Source organism: Arthrobacter sp. NicSoilB4 (genome assembly GCF_019977335.1).
Classification (GTDB): Bacteria; Actinomycetota; Actinomycetes; order Actinomycetales; family Micrococcaceae; genus Arthrobacter.
The window spans coordinates 3,574,421-3,590,125 of record NZ_AP024653.1 but is presented as its reverse complement, the minus strand read 5'-3'; the positions used below and the strand labels follow the sequence as shown (position 1 = coordinate 3,590,125).

At 68.4% G+C, this 15,705-nt stretch carries 21 protein-coding genes and 1 riboswitch; of the genes, 9 read left to right on the top strand and 12 right to left on the bottom strand.

Annotated features, from left to right (window positions below; translation table 11 throughout):
- Positions 1–20: 20 nt before the first annotated feature.
- The 5 genes from LDO13_RS16530 to LDO13_RS16510 all read right to left on the bottom strand — a co-directional run bounded on the left by LDO13_RS16530 (position 21) and on the right by LDO13_RS16510 (position 3,664).
- Positions 21–1,031, bottom strand: a complete 1,011-nt coding sequence (locus LDO13_RS16530) for an aldo/keto reductase (RefSeq protein ID WP_224047759.1) — start codon at positions 1,029–1,031, stop codon at positions 21–23.
- 134 nt (positions 1,032–1,165) lie between these two features.
- Complete coding sequence (locus tag LDO13_RS16525) at positions 1,166–1,561, bottom strand: multidrug efflux SMR transporter (protein ID WP_224049819.1); 396 nt, start codon at positions 1,559–1,561, stop codon at positions 1,166–1,168.
- A gap of 11 nt (positions 1,562–1,572) precedes the next feature.
- Positions 1,573–1,896: an SMR family transporter gene (locus LDO13_RS16520; protein WP_224047758.1), complete on the bottom strand. Its 324-nt coding sequence runs from the start codon at positions 1,894–1,896 to the stop codon at positions 1,573–1,575.
- Positions 1,897–1,905: 9 nt separating this feature from the next.
- Positions 1,906–1,970, bottom strand: a riboswitch (guanidine-III (ykkC-III) riboswitch).
- Positions 1,971–2,182: 212 nt separating this feature from the next.
- Positions 2,183–2,893, bottom strand: a complete 711-nt coding sequence (locus LDO13_RS16515; RefSeq protein ID WP_224047757.1) for a cache domain-containing protein — start codon at positions 2,891–2,893, stop codon at positions 2,183–2,185.
- Positions 2,894–2,923: 30 nt separating this feature from the next.
- Positions 2,924–3,664 carry a GntR family transcriptional regulator gene (locus LDO13_RS16510; protein WP_224047756.1) on the bottom strand — a complete coding sequence of 247 codons (741 nt, stop codon included), beginning with the start codon at positions 3,662–3,664 and terminating at the stop codon, positions 2,924–2,926.
- Between the two features lie 223 nt (positions 3,665–3,887).
- Here LDO13_RS16510 and LDO13_RS16505 point away from each other — a divergent pair, with 223 nt between their 5' ends.
- From LDO13_RS16505 to LDO13_RS16490, 4 genes are read left to right on the top strand one after another with little or no spacing between them, the layout of a single operon-like run.
- Complete coding sequence (locus LDO13_RS16505; RefSeq protein ID WP_224047755.1) at positions 3,888–4,961, top strand: ABC transporter ATP-binding protein; 1,074 nt, start codon at positions 3,888–3,890, stop codon at positions 4,959–4,961.
- Between the two features lie 52 nt (positions 4,962–5,013).
- Positions 5,014–6,201 (top strand): ABC transporter substrate-binding protein, encoded by a 1,188-nt coding sequence (locus LDO13_RS16500; protein WP_224047754.1) that lies wholly within the window; start codon positions 5,014–5,016, stop codon positions 6,199–6,201.
- Between the two features lies 1 nt (position 6,202).
- On the top strand, positions 6,203–7,132 hold the full coding sequence (locus LDO13_RS16495) for an ABC transporter permease (protein ID WP_224047753.1): 930 nt from the start codon (positions 6,203–6,205) through the stop codon (positions 7,130–7,132).
- A gap of 40 nt (positions 7,133–7,172) precedes the next feature.
- On the top strand, positions 7,173–8,000 hold the full coding sequence (locus LDO13_RS16490) for an ABC transporter permease (protein ID WP_224047752.1): 828 nt from the start codon (positions 7,173–7,175) through the stop codon (positions 7,998–8,000).
- On the opposite strand, the gene LDO13_RS16485 is transcribed toward LDO13_RS16490, so the two are convergent.
- Positions 7,997–8,611, bottom strand: a complete 615-nt coding sequence (locus LDO13_RS16485) for a HutD family protein (protein WP_224047751.1) — start codon at positions 8,609–8,611, stop codon at positions 7,997–7,999. The genes LDO13_RS16490 and LDO13_RS16485 overlap by 4 nt on opposite strands.
- Positions 8,612–8,766: 155 nt before the next feature.
- On the opposite strand from LDO13_RS16485, the gene LDO13_RS16480 reads away from it, so the two are divergent.
- The 3 genes from LDO13_RS16480 (at position 8,767) to LDO13_RS16470 (ending at position 11,246) form a co-directional block, all read left to right on the top strand.
- Entirely contained in the window at positions 8,767–9,378 is a 612-nt protein-coding gene (locus LDO13_RS16480) for a phosphoribosylanthranilate isomerase (protein ID WP_224047750.1), read from the top strand.
- 166 nt (positions 9,379–9,544) lie between these two features.
- Positions 9,545–10,582: an LLM class flavin-dependent oxidoreductase gene (locus LDO13_RS16475; RefSeq protein ID WP_224047749.1), complete on the top strand. Its 1,038-nt coding sequence runs from the start codon at positions 9,545–9,547 to the stop codon at positions 10,580–10,582.
- Between the two features lie 118 nt (positions 10,583–10,700).
- Positions 10,701–11,246, top strand: coding sequence for a YceI family protein (locus LDO13_RS16470; RefSeq protein WP_224047748.1), 546 nt, complete (start codon positions 10,701–10,703; stop codon positions 11,244–11,246).
- Between the two features lie 15 nt (positions 11,247–11,261).
- Here the strand turns inward: LDO13_RS16470 and LDO13_RS16465 are convergent, their stop codons facing one another.
- Together LDO13_RS16465 and LDO13_RS16460 are read right to left on the bottom strand one after the other, a co-directional pair.
- On the bottom strand, positions 11,262–11,657 hold the full coding sequence (locus tag LDO13_RS16465; protein WP_224047747.1) for a hypothetical protein: 396 nt from the start codon (positions 11,655–11,657) through the stop codon (positions 11,262–11,264).
- 21 nt (positions 11,658–11,678) lie between these two features.
- Positions 11,679–11,837, bottom strand: coding sequence for an LPXTG cell wall anchor domain-containing protein (locus LDO13_RS16460; protein ID WP_224047746.1), 159 nt, complete (start codon positions 11,835–11,837; stop codon positions 11,679–11,681).
- Between the two features lie 132 nt (positions 11,838–11,969).
- Between LDO13_RS16460 and LDO13_RS16455 the strand changes: the two genes are divergently transcribed.
- Positions 11,970–12,383 (top strand): YccF domain-containing protein, encoded by a 414-nt coding sequence (locus tag LDO13_RS16455; protein WP_224047745.1) that lies wholly within the window; start codon positions 11,970–11,972, stop codon positions 12,381–12,383.
- Between the two features lie 22 nt (positions 12,384–12,405).
- Positions 12,406–12,918 (top strand): SRPBCC domain-containing protein, encoded by a 513-nt coding sequence (locus LDO13_RS16450; RefSeq protein ID WP_224047744.1) that lies wholly within the window; start codon positions 12,406–12,408, stop codon positions 12,916–12,918.
- Positions 12,919–13,000: 82 nt separating this feature from the next.
- Here LDO13_RS16450 and LDO13_RS16445 read toward each other — a convergent pair whose 3' ends face one another.
- Genes LDO13_RS16445 through LDO13_RS16430 form a run of 4 tightly spaced genes read right to left on the bottom strand, consistent with a single transcriptional unit; the run spans position 13,001 to position 15,690 of the window.
- The gene (locus LDO13_RS16445; RefSeq protein ID WP_224047743.1) at positions 13,001–13,399 is read right to left on the bottom strand and encodes a VOC family protein; all 399 of its coding nucleotides are present in this window, start codon (positions 13,397–13,399) and stop codon (positions 13,001–13,003) included.
- Positions 13,396–13,548, bottom strand: a complete 153-nt coding sequence (locus LDO13_RS16440) for a CopG family transcriptional regulator (protein WP_224047742.1) — start codon at positions 13,546–13,548, stop codon at positions 13,396–13,398. The genes LDO13_RS16445 and LDO13_RS16440 overlap by 4 nt, the downstream gene beginning before the upstream one ends.
- Positions 13,549–13,601: 53 nt before the next feature.
- Complete coding sequence (locus LDO13_RS16435) at positions 13,602–14,471, bottom strand: DUF4031 domain-containing protein (protein ID WP_224047741.1); 870 nt, start codon at positions 14,469–14,471, stop codon at positions 13,602–13,604.
- 25 nt (positions 14,472–14,496) lie between these two features.
- Entirely contained in the window at positions 14,497–15,690 is a 1,194-nt protein-coding gene (locus tag LDO13_RS16430; RefSeq protein WP_224047740.1) for an AI-2E family transporter, read from the bottom strand.
- Between the last annotated feature and the right edge of the window lie 15 nt (positions 15,691–15,705).

Below are 15,705 nucleotides of genomic sequence, written 5' to 3'. Positions count from 1 at the left end.
GGCTTCAGTCTACGGAGGCGCTATTCACGGCCCTGCGACACCCAGTTGGGGTCCGCCGAGCGGGAGCCGACGACGGCGTCCGCGGCGGCGTCGAGCTTCTCCAGTTGCGCCGGGGTGAAGTCGAGCGTCAAAGCGCCCAGGTTTTCGTCGATCCGGTCCGCCCTGCGGGTGCCGGGGATGGGGACCACGGGCGGTCCCAGGCTCCGGCCCTGCGTGAGCAGCCAGGCCAGGGCCACCTGGGCGGGAGTTGCAGCCTGCCCGGAAACGGCAAGTTCGGCCGCGACTGACTGCACGGCGGCGACCACACCCTGGTTGGCGTCCAGCGCCGCTTCGGCGAAGCGGGGGATGTTGCGGCGGAAGTCGTTGCTGCCCAGCGCCGCCGCATTGACGGTGCCGGTGAGGAATCCCCGGCCCAGCGGCGAATAGGGCACAAAACCCACGCCGAGTTCGGCCGCCGCGGGAACAACGCTCCGTTCCACATCGCGGCTCCAGATGGACCACTCGCTCTGGACCGCAGCGATCGGGTGGACGCTGCTGGCCTCACGCAGCTCCGCGGCAGTCACTTCAGACAGGCCAAGGTGCCGCACTTTGCCGGCCTGCACAAGCTCCGCCATGGCCTCCACGGTTTCCACTATCGGAACGCGGAGGTCACGGCGGTGCATGTAGTACAGGTCGATGGTTTCGGTGCCCAGCCGCCGCAGGCTGCGGTCCACGGCCTGCCGCACGTAGGCGGCGTCGCCCCGGATGTCGGAGTACCCGGTGGCCGGGGTGCCCACCAGCCCAAACTTGGTGGCCAGCTGCACCTCGCCGCGGCGTTCCCTGAGCAGTTTGGCGATCAGCTCCTCGTTGCTCCCCCCGCCGTAGATGTCCGCCGTGTCGATGAAGCTGACGCCGGCATCCACCGCGTGGTGCAGGGTCCGCAAGGCCTCGGCCGGATCCACCTCCCCGTACACAGGGGTCAAGGCCATTCCGCCAAACCCCAGGGGGCTGACCATCAGGCCGTCGCCGAGCCGGACTGTTGCTGCCGTCATCTTTGGTCTCCATTCGCTGTTTCTAGCCCCAACCCGAGTCCGTTCCGGTGTATTCCGACGCTCCTGCCCGGTTACTTGCTGCGGACGGGCCGGAGCCACGGCGTGTCGCCACGGAATGCCCTTCAGGGCGCGGACTAACTGGGCGGGAGCGCTGCGGCAGGCTCGGATTTCCCGGCTGGCAGGAGCTTCAGCCCAGCCGCGCAGCCGACGATCCCGGCGATGAACAGCAACTTGAGCGGGCTGGCCGGTTCGACGCCGGTCGCCATCGCCCAGCCGACCGTGAGCGCCGCGCCGATCCCCACCCAGACGGCGTAGGCCGTGCCGAGCGGGATGCTTTTCACGGCCAGGCCCAGCCCCACCATGCTCAGGGTCGCGGTCAGCGCGAACACGAGGGTGGGCAGGGGTTGGGTGAAGCCGTCGGAGAGGCCCAGGGCCGTGGCCCAGACCGCCTCCAGTACGGCGGAAGCGAGCAGGATGAGCCAGGAAAGGGTCGTTGCCGGGGCTTCGGTTGCCGATTTGGGCGTACGCATCGCGGCCATGGCTACGCCACCACCTTCAGGCCGGCAACGCACGCGACGATCCCGCCGAGCAGCAGGATCCGCGCCGCCGTCGCAGGCTCCACTTTGCTGACCATGGCGTAGGCGGAGGTCAGCACGACGCCGACGCCCACCCAGACGGCGTAGGCGGTTCCAGTGGGGATGGACTGCATGGCGACGGCGAGCCCGCCGGTGCTGGCGAGCACGGAGACAAGGAAGACGGCGGCCGGCGCAATCCGGCGGCGGCCTGTGGCCTGCGCTGTCCGGTGCAGGGCTGCGGCCCAGACGGCTTCCAACGAGCCCGAAAGAATAAGAATTAACCACGACATGACTGCTCCTGTGGCCAGTCTTGTCGCGTGCCGGGTACTGATCCGTCGTCCGGAGGCCCAAGAGGGGGCCTTGATTCCAGCTTAGCAACGCCCCTGCGCAGTGGCGAACCGCCGGCCAGCCACCCAAGCGCCGGACCCAGCCCCAATCCCACCATCGAGTGCTCCCCACCGGCGCCCTCGCCTCGCAAGCTCGGCCAGGGAACCCTGCCGGCGTGGGCCCACGCAACTGCCGTTTTGAGGGTTCATAACGGCAGGTGCGGAGCAGTCGATGGGGACACGGTGCGGGTCAGAGCGCGGTCGCGCCGCTCCAGATCCGGAACGTCCGGCCCACGGCGTAGACGCTGCAGCCCTCCTCGGCCGCGGCGAGGTCCCCGGCGGCGATGTCTGAGGCTGCCGAGACGATGGCGCGGCCGTCGGAGTTCACCAGCGTGGCCCGTTCCCCGATCCGGCGCAGCACGGGCATGGCGCCGCGCTCCAGCCGCTGCACGGTGACGTCCATCCCCACAATGCCCGCCACCGGCCCGTCCGGGCGGCAGAACACCGGGTGCGTGAAGGTCAGGACGTACTCGTCCGTGCAGAGGAAATCGACGTAGGGTCCGGTGACGTGGGCTTGTCCGGTTTCCACCGGGATGCGGAACCACTCGGACTTGACGTACCGGCTGATGGAGTTGGGGCTGAAGTTGGCGAGGGCGTCCACATGCTCCAGCTCCTCGCCCTGCCACCAAGCGATGTAGCTGCGTTCCGGCCCCAGCAGACCCGCGTTGGCGAGGAAGCCTGCGCCGGCAACGTAGCCGTCCGGAGTCCGGACCAGTTCTTCGACCACCGGCCGGATGAGCTTGTCCACGGCGGTGCCGGTGACCTTCGCGGAGAGGGCCGCCAGCGCGGTCCCCGTTTCCGCTGCCCACGCCGCCAGCCTGCCCTCGATGCCGGTGATGGCGGCGTCGAGTTCCCCGGCGTGCAGGGTGATCGTGCCGGGGGAGGCGGTGGTTTCAGACATCGGGTCCCTGCCTTAGCTCGAAGGATCTGGTCAGTAGCGTTTCGACTGCTCATTCAGCAGCCAGTCCGTGGTTGCGGTCACGAGTGCTTTTACTGCCGCTTCCGCGGCTGACGGTTGGTGAAATTCGACGGCGGCCGCGACCTCCTCGAGGAGGACCGCCGTCGTCGCACGGTAGCCGGAGTCGGCGCAGGGCAGCAGCGTGAGGGTGCCCAGGTCTGCCTGCAGCCGGATCAGTTCCCGGGCCAGCCTGGCCGAGCGGGCGATGGCGGCCACCTCGAGCAGGAACTCCGAGAGGGCCAGCCGCCAGTGCAACGGATCCGCGTCCGCGGTGGGGATGAAGGAACGCAGGATCGCCATGTCGGCGGCGTCCGAGCGCCGCGCCGCAACGCCGGCGCAGGCGGCGGCAATGGCCTGGTAGTGCAGTCCCAGGTCGCTGATCTGGAGCCGGGTCAGTTCGCGCAGCTGGTCCAAGGCGCGTTCCCGGGAGGGCAGGACGTCATCCGCAATGAAGCTTCCGCCGTTGCGGCCCCGGGCCGTGCGGATGATGCCAGAGGTCCGCAGCTGGGACAGCGCCTCGCGGGCCGTCACCGCGGAGACTCCCAGGGCGGCGGCGAGTTCCGTTTCATTGGGCAGCCGCTGGCCGCTGGTGAGCAGCCCGGTTTCCACGGCCTGCTCAATCCGGCCGCAGACCTCGTCCACCAGCCCCCGGGACTTGATGGGAGTGAACACGGCCGCCAGGCTCCGCGAGGCGCCCTGCGGTGTCAGCAGCATCCGGGCCTCCCTGGGATTCTTTTGGCGTCGCGGTTCCGGATCCAGGGGCGGCGGCTGGGGCTGCCTGCGCCCGGTTGAAAGCCATCCTAATCCGGGCTTTCGCGGGGGTCTATACACAAAACCTATGGAGTAATAGTATTTGGCCCAGCAGCCTGTTGTGGCCTGGATCACACCCTGCTGTGTCGCATCTAAGACGATCCGGCAACGGAGTTAGGCGCACCCCATGACCGAAACGCTCGCAGCCGGCCGGCACACGGGAACGGACGCGGTTCCGGCGATCCGCCTGCGGAAACTCACCAAAGTCTTCGGCGACACCGTCGCCGTCAACGCCGTGGACCTGGACATCCGCCAGGGCGAGTTCTTCTCGATGCTGGGACCGTCAGGCTCCGGCAAAACCACTGTCCTGCGCCTGATCGCAGGCTTCGAGCTGCCCACCTCCGGAAGCATCGAACTCGAGGGCAAGGACGTCACCGGAATGGCGCCTTTCGAACGGAACCTCAACACCGTTTTCCAGGACTACGCGCTGTTCCCGCACATGTCCCTCATCGACAACGTCGCCTACGGCCTGCGCGTGCGCGGAATGCCCAGGAAGGAGCGCCACGAGCGGGCCCGCGAAGCCCTGGAACGCGTGCAGCTGGCGAAGTTCGTGGGGCGCAAGCCCGCCCAGCTCTCCGGCGGCCAGCGCCAGCGCGTGGCCCTGGCACGGGCGCTGGTGGTGCAGCCCAAGGTCCTGCTGCTGGACGAGCCGCTCGGCGCACTGGACCTGAAGCTCCGGCAGCAGATGCAGGTGGAACTCAAGGAACTGCAGCGCTCGCTCGGGATCACCTTCATCTTCGTCACCCATGACCAAGAGGAGGCCCTGACCATGAGCGACCGGATCGGCGTGTTCAATAACGGAAGCCTGGAGCAGATCGGCACGGCACACGAGATCTACGAGCGCCCCGGCGGTGCATTCGTGGCCAACTTCGTCGGCACCTCCAACATCTTCGACGCCGGCCTCGCCCAGAAACTCTACGGCCGCGCGGAGCAGGTTTGCATCCGGCCCGAGCGGCTGCGCCTGTCCTGGGCGGCCGTCCCGGAACCGCGCGACGGCGTCACCTCCCTTCCCGGAACCGTCACGTCGCTCGTCTACGTGGGGCACGCCACCCAGGTCCGGGTGCAGCTCGACGACGGTCCCGTCGTCGTCGTGCTGGCACCCGAAACGCTGCCCGGCGGCGACGCAGAACTGCTGGACCGGCGCGTCGCGGTGAGCTGGGACGACGACGACGCCGTCTGGCTGCCGTCCGGCGGTTCCTGAGCGTCCGTCCATGCACAGAGTCTGGTTCACCCCACAACGAAAGGTAAGGATCATGGCATCAAGGAACAGGGCCTCCCTGGTGGTTGGGGTGGCCGCGGCGGCAGCCCTCGTACTGGCGGGCTGCGGCACCACCGGCGGGGGATCTGCCACCCAGTCCGCGCAGCCGGTCAAGTCTGAAATCGGCCCGGGCGAAGGGCAGCTCTCCATCCTCGGCTGGCCGGGTTACGCCGAAGACGGCAGCAACGACCCCGCCGTCGACTGGGTGACGCCCTTCGAGACCGAGACCGGGTGCAAGGTGAACTTCAAGCCCTTCGGCACCTCGGACGAAGCCGTCACCCTGATGCGCACCGGTCAGTACGACGTCGTCTCGGCGTCCGGCGACGCCTCGCTGCGGCTGATTGCCGGCAACAATGTGGAGCCGGTCAACATGAGCCTGCTGAAGAACTACGCCGACGTGTACCCGTTCCTGAAGGACAAGGCCTGGAACACCGTGGACGGCAAGAATTACGGGATGCCGCACGGCTGGGGAGCCAACCTGCTGATGTACTCCGTGGATAGCGTCACCCCGGCGCCCACCTCCTGGAGGGCCGTGTTCGACGACGCAGCCCAGCACAGCGGCAAGGTCACTGCCTACGACTCGCCGATTTACATTGCCGACGCCGCCGTGTACCTGATGGCCCACAAGCCGGAGCTCGGCATCAAGAACCCCTACGCGCTGGACAAGGACCAGCTCGCGGCCTCGGTTGACCTGCTGAAAGAGCAGCGCAAGCACATCGGCGAGTACTGGAGCGACGTCGTCAAGGAGGTCCAGGCCTTCGCCAGCGGCAGCACGGTGGTCGGCACCACCTGGCAGGTGGGCGCGAACATCGCCAGTGCGAACGGGACCAACGTGGAGACGCTGCTCCCCGAAGAGGGGGCCACCGGCTGGTCGGACACCTGGATGATCAGTTCGGAGTCCAAGAACAAGAACTGCGCCTACCTGTGGCTCGATTACATCGCCAGCCCCAAGGCCAATGCGGCAGTGGCGGAGTTCTTCGGGGAATCGCCGGCCAACCCCAAGGCCTGTGACCTGACCGCGGACAAGGCACACTGCGAGACCTACCATTCCGGCGACGAGGCCTACGCGAAGCAGATCTGGTACTGGACCACCCCGGTGGCCAAGTGCCTGGACGGCCGAACAGACGTCCAATGCACGGACTACTCGGCGTGGACGAAGGCCTGGACCGAGATTAAGGGCTGAGATGGCGCTCCAGACGCAGCACCCGGTCCCCGGGGCGCCGCCCGCACGTGCCGCGGTGCCCCGGCCCAAGGCCCACAGGTTCTCGGCGCTGCTGCACCGCTCGCCGAACCTTCGGCTGGCGGGGCTGGTTACCGCCCCGGCCGGCTGGCTGGTGCTCGTCTACATCGCGGCTCTGGCGGCGCTGCTGATTACCGCGTTCTGGACCGTGGACACCTTCACCGGCAAGGTGTCCACGGACTGGACCACCGAAAATATCGTGACAGTCCTGACCGATCCGGTCTACCAGCGGATCACCCTGCGGACACTGTGGATCGCGATCGCCGTGACCCTGATCGACCTGGTCCTCGCGCTGCCCATGGCGTTCTTTATCGCCAAGGTGGCCAGTCCCCGCTGGCAGAAGCTGCTGGTAGTGGCGGTGCTGATGCCGCTGTGGGCCAGCTACCTCGTCAAGGCCTACGCGTGGCGCAATGTGCTGGCCGACGGCGGGCTGCTGGAGTGGCTGGGGGCACCGGTCGGGCTGGAGTCGCCGGGGTACGGCGAAACCGCGGTGATCCTGACTCTGGCCTACATCTGGCTGCCGTTTATGATCCTGCCGATCTACGCGGGGTTCGACCGGGTCCCCGATACGCTGCTGGAAGCCTCCGGCGACCTCGGCGCCAAGCCACTGGCCACCATGCGCCTGGTCATGTTCCCCCTGCTGGTCCCCTCCATCATTGCCGGGACGATCTTCACGTTCTCGCTCTCGCTGGGGGACTACATCACGGCCCAGATTGTCGGCGGCACCACCCAGATGCTCGGCACCGTGGTCTACGCGAACGTTGGGGCCGCGAACAACCTGCCGTTCGCCGCGGCCGTCTCGCTGGTCCCGATTGCCATCATCACGCTGTACCTCTTCATCGTCCGGCGCTCCGGCGCCCTCAACAGCCTGTGAACAGTGAGGCGTTTAGCCCGGAGCAGGCGGCAGGAGCACCATGAGACTTTCCCGAAGCGCCAAAGTCATCCTCGGCGTCGTCACCGCGCTGGTGTTCCTGTTCATCTATGTCCCGCTGCTGCTGGTTGTGGTGAACTCCTTCAACGCGGACCGGACCTTCGGCTGGCCGCCGCAGGGGTTCACGCTGGAGTGGTGGGGGCGGGCCCTGGACTCCGCCGGCGTCCGCGAGGCCGTGGTCTCCTCGCTGTGGGTGGCGGCGGTCTCGACGCTCATTTCGCTGGTGCTGGGGACGCTCCTGGCGTTGGCGTTGCTGCGCTACAAATTCTTCGGCCGGGACGTGATCAGCCTGCTCGTGATCCTGCCGATCGCGCTGCCCGGCATCGTCACCGGCATCGCCCTGAACAACATGTTCACGACGATCCTGGGGGTCTCGCTGAGCATGTGGACCGTGGTGATCGCGCACGCCACGTTCTGCATGGTGACAGTGTTCAACAACGTCATTGCGCGGCTGCGCCGGATGCAAAGCGGACTGGAAGAGGCGTCCGCAGATCTGGGCGCCGGCGTGTTCACCACGTTCCGGCTGGTCACGTTCCCGCAGCTCCGCTCCGCCCTGCTGGCCGGCGGGCTGCTGGCCTTCGCGCTGAGCTTCGACGAGATCATCGTGACGACGTTTACCATCGGCGCCGGGGACACCACCCTGCCGATCTGGATCCTGCAGAACCTCTTCCGGCCCAACCAGGCGCCGGTGGTCAACGTCGTGGCCGTCGTCCTGATCGTCGTCTCGATCGTGCCGATCTGGCTCGCGCAGCGCCTGTCCCAGGATTCGGTGGGTATCGGCGGCACACGTGTGAAGGCTACTGAGGGCTAATCCTCGACGCGGTCGATCGACACAACGGCCAGGAACCCGCGGCCCAGGATCTCCGGGGTGTCGGTGTCGGATCCGACGACGGCGTCATAGCGGGCGAGCGTTGTGGGCTCGGTGGCTGCGGCCGGTCCGGCGGCGGCCGCGCCGGGCGTGACCGCGGCCTGGCCTTGCAGCAGGATTCCCAGCTGGCCCTCGAACACCGGATGCGCCCGCTTCTTGGAGAGCTCGACGATGGAGGTGTAGCCCTTGAAGGCGCCGGTGCGGGTGATGACGTTCAGGTCGCGGATGTCGCCCGTCGGCAGCGCCCCGGACGTCGCGGCGTCGCCGGAGAACCGGTACGGGCGGTACTTCTCCAGCGGGTGCTCCGCGCCGTCGACGCTCAGCAGCAGCAGTTCGCCCTCCACCACGGTGAGGACGCGGTCCATGCCGGGGAACGCCGAGAAGTCGCCTGCCTTGGAGACGTCGGCGATGCTCACCCGCCAGTCCCAGCCGCCGTTGGGCCCCGGGCTTTCTGCGGAAGACGTCGACGCCGTATGGCTGGCCACTTCGCGGGTCACCCCGCCGCCGTTGCGCCAGGGTTGGGCTTTCAGCTCGGCAAAGCGGATGATCTCCATCCCACCACCCTATCCGCCGCGCTCCCGGCGGATTCCCGACGCCGCGGCGGCGGGCGGGAACGTCATCGCGGCGCCCGTCATGTGGGTGCCCGGCGCGCCGGCGTGCCCTGGACCTTGCTAACGTCGGAGGCAGGAACCACTTTAGAAGGAGCCGGATGTTCGTCAAGGTATGCGGGCTCAGCACCCCCGAGTCGGTCCAGGCCGCGGCAGGGGCCGGGGCGGACGCTGTCGGCTTCGTCCTGACCGGCAGCCCCCGCGAAGTGACGCCGGCGCAGGCACGGGAACTCCTGGCCCACGTCCCGGCCGGACTCCCCGCCGTCGGCGTCTTCCGGCACGAAGCCGCGGCGGACGCCGTCGTCCGGGCCCGCGAGGCCGGACTGGACTGGGTCCAGCTTCACGGGGACCGCACGCCCGAAGACGTGCGCACGGTGCATGACGCCGGGTGCAAGCTCATCAGGGCCGTCACCATGTCCGCCGCGCCGGACGCGTTCGCCGACTGGGGCGAGGACCTGCTCCTGATCGACGCCGCCGTCCCGGGTTCCGGCGAGGCCTGGGACTACGCCTCGGTCCGCGACAAAGGGCTGGCAGGACGGAACTGGCTTCTGGCCGGCGGGCTCGATCCCGCGAACGTCGCCGGGGCCGCCTCGCAGGCAGGCGCCTGGGGCGTGGACGTCTCCTCCGGTGTCGAGTCCTCCCGCGGGGTGAAGGACCTGGCCAAAATCCGGGCCTTCTTGGCGGCGGCCAAGTCCCTGGCCGCGACAAGCTGAACCGCGGCCCTGAACCGCGGCCCTGAACTGCGGCCCTGAACTGCGGCCCTGAACTGCGGCCCTGAACTGCGGCCCTGAACTGCGGCCCTGAACTGCGGCCCCGAACTGGGGGCCGCTCGAAACCGGCGGCAGGAATGCCGCCGGACCCTTCCTTGTTGCCCCTGACATGAAGCGCATCGGATTCCTGTCCTTCGGGCATTGGGGGCCCGGCGAGGGATCCCGCACCCGGACCGCCCGCGACGCCCTGCTGCAGGGCATTGAACTGGCCGTCGCCGCCGAGGAACTGGGCGTGGACGGCGCGTTCTTCCGCGTGCACCACTTCGCCCGGCAGCAGGCCTCCCCGTTCCCGCTGCTGGCCGCCGTCGCCGCCCGGACCAGCCGGATCGAAATGGGAACCGGCGTAATCGACATGCGCTACGAAAACCCGCTGTACATGGCCGAGGAGGCCGCCGCGACGGATCTGATCAGCGGCGGGCGGCTGCAGCTGGGGATCAGCCGCGGCTCACCCGAACCCGCCCGCGACGGCGCCGCCGCCTTCGGCCACGTGCCCGCCGACGGCGAAACCGCGGCGGACATGGCCAGGAGGCACACCGCGATGTTCCGCCGCGCGATCTCCGGGGCCGGGATGGCGGAGGCCGAGCCGCGCTACGCCGGCGGCGGGTCCGGGCTGCTGCCCGTGCAGCCGCACTCCGCGGGCCTCGGCGAGCGGATCTGGTGGGGCGCCGGCTCGCGCGCCACCGCCGTCTGGACCGCGGAACAGGGCATGAACCTGATGAGCTCCACGCTGCTCACCGAGGACACCGGTGTGCCGTTCGACCAGCTCCAGGCCGAGCAGATCGGCATGTTCCGCCGGGCCTGGGCCGACGCCGGCCATTCCCACGAGCCGCGCGTATCGGTGAGCCGCAGCGTTCTGCCGATCGTCGACGACGAGGACCGGAGGTTCTTCGGCCTCAGCGCCCTGCGGGAAAAACTCGACCAGGTCGGCGTGATTGACGGGCTGGTGGCCCGGTTCGGCCGGAGCTACGTCGGCGAGCCGGACGCCATCGCCGAGGAGCTGGCCGCCGACGCGGCCGTGCGGGACGCCGACACCCTGCTGCTCACGGTCCCCAACCAGCTCGGCGTGGACTTCAACGCCAAGCTGCTGGGCACAGTGGTCCGGCACATCGCCCCGGCGATCGGCTGGGCGCCGAAGCCCCGGTTGTAGCGTCCCGGGGACAGCGCAGGGCTAGCCGGGCCGCGGCGCCGTGGCTAGCATGGCTCCTTGGGGGAGTACCCCGATGACCCGGCGGGCCCGGCCCGCCAATTGTGTGAAGGAGACCGTTGTGACTCTGCCCCAAGGTTTGACCCCCGGCGTCTGGACGCTGGACATGTCCCACAGCGAAGTGGGTTTCAGCGTCCGGCACGCTGGCATCAGCAAAGTCCGCGGCCGCTTCAATGAGGCGACTGCCGAGGCCAGGGTGCGGGACTCCCTGGCGGATGCCAGCCTCCATGCGAGCATCAAGACCGCCAGCTTTGATTCCGGCGATGCCAACCGCGACGCCCACGTCCGCGGCGAAGACTTCTTCGACGTCGAGAAGTATCCGGAGATGACATTCCGCGCCACGGGGATCCGGGGCGACGGCGAGGACTACGTGCTGACCGGCGACCTGACCATCCGCGACGTCACCAAGCCCATCGAGCTGGAGGTCGAGTTCACCGGCGTCGCTGTTGACCCGTTCGGCGCCACCCGTGCGGGGTTCAGCGCGGAGGCGGACATCAGCCGCAAGGCTTTCGGCCTGACCTGGAATGCTGCCCTCGAAGCGGGCGGGCTGCTGGTCAGCGACAAGGTCAAGATCAATGTCGAGGCCGCCATGGTGAAGCAGGCCTAGAAACGGCCTGCAGGTCTAGAAGAGCAGCAGGACGAAGCCGCCCACCGTGGAAACGATGCCCACGCCGGTGAGGATCCAGCCCAGGGTCCAGGCGGCATTGTCCTGCTTCGGCGGGGTGAGCCCCCAGCGGGACGGGTGGCACACATCGTAGAAGAGGTCGACGTCGGACCCGACCACCAGGTCATGCGACTCTGCCGCCGGCAGCAGGGACCGGTGGTCGGCGTCGTGGTGGTCCGTCCAGCTGTAACCCGTGAATCCGCCGGCGCTGATCACCTTGCCCGTGGTCCCGGTCCACTCGCAATGCCGCCGCCGGGCGATCCAGCCCGACACCAGCAGCGGCAGGCCCAGGACGAAGCCCACCCACGTCATGACTTCGAGGATGGGGCCGAGCAGGTCCCCGAGGTTGTTCATCTCCGTATCCCGGCTGCGGCGTCAGCGGGAGATGCGCGAGCGGCGCAGGAAGAACAGGATGCCGGCACCCGCCAGGACCAGGAGGCCCACATAGAGCAGGAACTGCACGGCCTCCACAACAATCCCGACCACCAGCAGGACGAGCGCAACGATCAGGGCAAACTTCAGGAGTGCAGGCATGCTCCAAGTATTGTGCCCTTTCGTGCGTTCGCAAAGCTCCTCACCCGCGGCCCGCGTCACCGGGGGCAATTCAGGAATTGTTCAGGGTGAACCCCTAGGCGGGATCGGCCTCCGGCGGAGGACAATGGAGCCATGAAGACATTGCTTAACATCATCTGGCTGCTCTTTGGCGGGCTGTGGCTCGCGCTCGGATACTTCGCAGCCGGGGTCATCTGCTGCCTGCTGATCGTCACCATCCCGTGGGGGCTCGCATCGTTCCGCATCGCCAACTATGCGCTCTGGCCGTTCGGCCGCACGGTAGTGGACAGGCCGGGCGGAACCGGGCTGTTCTCCCTGCTCGGGAACGTCATCTGGTTGCTTGTCGCCGGCATTTGGATCGCGATCGCCCACGTGGTGACCGCTTTTGCCATGGCCATCACCATTGTCGGCATCCCGCTGGCCATCGCCAACCTCAAGCTCATTCCGGTCTCGCTTATGCCCCTGGGCAAACAGATCGTCCCGACTGACAGGCCCTTCGTGACGACCTACAGCAAGGCCTACCGCTAGCCACCATCAGAGGAGGACCGCAATGTCCGAGCATGTCACCGCTGGTCCGGCAACGGCCGGCCAGGGTGAGCCCCCCACTTCGACCGAAGACCTCATGCTGGTCATTACCCGCGAATTCCAGGCCCCCATTGCCCGGGTGTGGTCCGCATTGACCGACCCGGAGCAGGCACCGGCGTGGTGGGGACCGCGGGGCTTCCACACTCCGCGCGAGAGCATCGACGCGGATCCGGAGGTCGGCGGCCTTTACCGGGCCTGCATGGTCCAGGACAGCACGGGAGACGAGCTCTGGTGGAGCGGCGTCCACACGGACATCGAGCCACCCAATCTCCTGGTGTTCACCCATGCCTGGGACAAGCCGGACGGGACCCGCGGCTTTGAGACCGAGGTGACCTTCCAACTGGACGAGCTCGACGGCGGCACCCGGATGACGTTTATCCAGGGCCCCTTCGAAACGATCGACAGCCGCGACGCCCACGGCGTCGGCTGGCGCGAGTCCTTCGACCGCCTCGCCGAACACCTCCGCCGCAGCCCCTGACCAGCCAAAGCAACGCGGGGTCACTTAGAGCCCATCCCGAGGGGATTTATGGGCGCTAAGTGACCCCGCGTTGCAGTTCCGGCTACGGCTTCAGGGCCGCGGATTCACGCGTCTCGTAGCTGATGCTCTGCAGTTCCTCGTCGGCTTCATTGACCTGAAGGACGTACCCGTCGGGATCCGTGACGGTGAAGAACCGGCCGAAGGTTTCGTCAATAATCGCGGACGGCGCGAAGCCTGCCGAGGCGAGGCGCCCGGCCAAGGGCTCCAGCTTCTCGTCACTGGTGAACTGCAGCGACACCGCGCCGGCGTCGAGGTGGGTGCTGGGGGCGGCGGCGATATGGAGCCCCAGCCCGCCGCCGTCGCCGCGCAATTCCGCCCAGGTCCCGCTGGTCGCAGCGGCCTGTTCCGTGAGGCCGAGCATGGCGTAGAAGCGGTTGGACGTCTCGATATCCCGCACGTAGCGGATCGGCGTGATTCTCATTTTCCCGTGCCTTCCTTGCTGTTGAGGACTTGCGTCAGTGCTTGTTCCACATAGGCCGACAGGGACAGGCCCTCTTCGATGGCGGCATGTTTGACCTGCTTCACCAGCGGCGCCGGCAGGTACACGTTGAACTGCGTTTTCTCGACCATGGCTAGAATGCTAGCAATCTAGTACCTGTTTGGCTAGGGGACGGGCGGCCCGCCTACCCGAGCTCGGCCCGCAGGTTCCGCCGCGCCGCCTCCAGCCACAGTTCCCTGCCCCGCTGGGTGTGGAAGAGCGGCTCCAGCTGCAGGAGCCGGCGGACGACGGCGGCGCGTCCGGCGGCGAAGTCGTCGTCACCGATGTGCGCAAAGTCCTGCCGGACGGCGGCCAGATACCGGGCGTAGGCGTCCGGGGTTCCGCCCAGCACGGAGAGGTCGGCGTCGCTGAGCAGGGCGGCGGCGCCGTCGCCGGTCTCCGGCTCGTGGTCGGCCGTCATCCGCACCAGGCGGGCCACCTCGTCCACGTCGGCCGCGGGGAGGCCCGCGTGGACCAGCCGGTCCTCGGCGAGCCGGGCCGACTCCTCCTCGTCCTGGCCCCCGATCCCGCGGTAGACGGCGTCGTGGAACCAGGCGGCGAGTAGCACGGTGCGCGGCGGATCGGCCGGTTCGGTGAGGAGGTCCAGGGCCTCCAGGACGGCGAGCAGGTGCGTGCGGCCGTGGTACTTCCGGTGCTCCTCGCCCCAGCGGTCCAGGAGGTCCAGGAAGAGGGAGTCGTGTCCCGGCAGAACGGCGTTCCAGCGGGTCAGCAGGGGAAGCTTGAGGGAGGCGCTGCGCCGCCGGGCCGGGATCCGCAGGCCGCTGGCGATCAGTTTGCGGACCAGGACGCGGCCCTCCACCGGGACGGCCCCGGCGGCCACCAGCGCGCTGTAGCGGGTTTCGGCGACATCGTAGTGGTCGCCGTCGAACGCCCGTTCCGGGATGCCGGCGGCCGCTGCGAAGGCGTGCAGTTCCGTCAGCGACGTGTCCGAGATCAGGTGCGAGAAGTGCGTTCCGTGCGCCGGCCAGAGTGGGGGGTCCAGGTAGATGGCCATACTGGAAGTCTAGACAGCCGGCGGGTCAGCCCTGGCTGGCGTCCACGCCCGCGGTGTCGGACTGGTCTTCCTGCGGCGTCCGGGCCTGGCGCGGCTTGGAGCGCACGCCCTGGCCCTTTTCGTTCAGCCGGGTCTCATGCTCGGCCTCGGCGATGGCCTGGGGAGTGATGGCGTCTGCCGAGTTCCACGCCTTGATCGCGGCCCAGCCCACAGCCACAAGGGGAACGGCGAGGATCGCTCCGATGATGCCGGCAAGGATGGTGCCGGCGGTGAGGGCCAGCAGGATGACGAGGGCGTGGACGTTGAGCGCCTGGCCCATCACGACGGGCTGAAGGAAATTGCCCTCCAGCTGGTTGACCACGATCACAACAATGATGACGATCAGCGCCGCGAGCGGACCGTTGGCTACCAGCGCGACGAGCGCCGCGAGAATGCCGGCCAGGGTGGCGCCGATCAGCGGAATGAAGGCGCCGATGAAGGTCAGCGCGGCGAGCGGCAGCGCGAGCGGCACGCCCATGATCACGAGCGCCAGGCCGATGAAGAACGCGTCCACGAAGGCCACGATGGACGTTCCGCGCACATAGCCGCCGAGGACGTTGAGGCTCCGTTCCCCGGCGCGGCGCGCCTTGACCAGCTTCTCGCCTTTGAACGCCCGCAGCACGAACGCCCAGATGCTCTCGCCGTCCTTCAGGAAGAAGAACAGGATCACAGCCATAAGCAGGGCGCCGGTGATGAAGTTGCCGGCCGCGCTGAGCCCGGAGATCGCCCCCGCGCCGACGGTGCTGCTGGTGGCGAAGTCGATGGCGGCGTCGCGTGCCTGCTGGATCTGCTGGTCATCGATCGGGAAGGGGCCCGTGCGGATGAAGTCGTAGACCCGGTCGAAGCCCTCCGTGGCCTTGCTGCCCAGTTCATCCGCCTGGCTCATGACGGCCAGGACGATGCCGGTGATCACGGCCCCGAACGCGAGGAGCAGCAGCACGAAGGACACGGTGGTGGCGGCCGTGCTGGGCCAGCCGCGGCGGCGCAGCCAGTGCACGAACGGCGCGATCGCGGCGGCGAGGATCAGCGCCAGCAGGGCCGGGATCACCACGAGCCGGACCTGGATCAGGGCGTAGACCACCACGACGGTCAGGACCAGCAGCAGGAGCACTTGCGCGGTCCTGATGCTGGCGCGGCCCAGGCTGTCGCCCCAGGGGGTTGTCTTGTCCGGACTGCGCATGCTGATTTTTCTCCC

Coding starts and splice junctions, on each gene's coding strand:
- LDO13_RS16450 (WP_224047744.1), top strand. CDS start 12,406: ATGTCCGAGCATGTCACCGCTGGTCCGGCAACGGCCGGCCAGGGTGAG.
- LDO13_RS16525 (WP_224049819.1), bottom strand. CDS start 1,561: ATGCGTACGCCCAAATCGGCAACCGAAGCCCCGGCAACGACCCTTTCC.
- LDO13_RS16500 (WP_224047754.1), top strand. CDS start 5,014: ATGGCATCAAGGAACAGGGCCTCCCTGGTGGTTGGGGTGGCCGCGGCG.
- LDO13_RS16475 (WP_224047749.1), top strand. CDS start 9,545: ATGAAGCGCATCGGATTCCTGTCCTTCGGGCATTGGGGGCCCGGCGAG.
- LDO13_RS16445 (WP_224047743.1), bottom strand. CDS start 13,399: ATGAGAATCACGCCGATCCGCTACGTGCGGGATATCGAGACGTCCAAC.
- LDO13_RS16490 (WP_224047752.1), top strand. CDS start 7,173: ATGAGACTTTCCCGAAGCGCCAAAGTCATCCTCGGCGTCGTCACCGCG.
- LDO13_RS16530 (WP_224047759.1), bottom strand. CDS start 1,031: ATGACGGCAGCAACAGTCCGGCTCGGCGACGGCCTGATGGTCAGCCCC.
- LDO13_RS16515 (WP_224047757.1), bottom strand. CDS start 2,893: ATGTCTGAAACCACCGCCTCCCCCGGCACGATCACCCTGCACGCCGGG.
- LDO13_RS16430 (WP_224047740.1), bottom strand. CDS start 15,690: ATGCGCAGTCCGGACAAGACAACCCCCTGGGGCGACAGCCTGGGCCGC.
- LDO13_RS16495 (WP_224047753.1), top strand. CDS start 6,203: ATGGCGCTCCAGACGCAGCACCCGGTCCCCGGGGCGCCGCCCGCACGT.
- LDO13_RS16480 (WP_224047750.1), top strand. CDS start 8,767: ATGTTCGTCAAGGTATGCGGGCTCAGCACCCCCGAGTCGGTCCAGGCC.
- LDO13_RS16435 (WP_224047741.1), bottom strand. CDS start 14,471: ATGGCCATCTACCTGGACCCCCCACTCTGGCCGGCGCACGGAACGCAC.
- LDO13_RS16460 (WP_224047746.1), bottom strand. CDS start 11,837: ATGCCTGCACTCCTGAAGTTTGCCCTGATCGTTGCGCTCGTCCTGCTG.
- LDO13_RS16455 (WP_224047745.1), top strand. CDS start 11,970: ATGAAGACATTGCTTAACATCATCTGGCTGCTCTTTGGCGGGCTGTGG.
- LDO13_RS16505 (WP_224047755.1), top strand. CDS start 3,888: ATGACCGAAACGCTCGCAGCCGGCCGGCACACGGGAACGGACGCGGTT.
- LDO13_RS16520 (WP_224047758.1), bottom strand. CDS start 1,896: ATGTCGTGGTTAATTCTTATTCTTTCGGGCTCGTTGGAAGCCGTCTGG.
- LDO13_RS16510 (WP_224047756.1), bottom strand. CDS start 3,664: ATGCTGCTGACACCGCAGGGCGCCTCGCGGAGCCTGGCGGCCGTGTTC.
- LDO13_RS16485 (WP_224047751.1), bottom strand. CDS start 8,611: ATGGAGATCATCCGCTTTGCCGAGCTGAAAGCCCAACCCTGGCGCAAC.
- LDO13_RS16440 (WP_224047742.1), bottom strand. CDS start 13,548: ATGGTCGAGAAAACGCAGTTCAACGTGTACCTGCCGGCGCCGCTGGTG.
- LDO13_RS16465 (WP_224047747.1), bottom strand. CDS start 11,657: ATGAACAACCTCGGGGACCTGCTCGGCCCCATCCTCGAAGTCATGACG.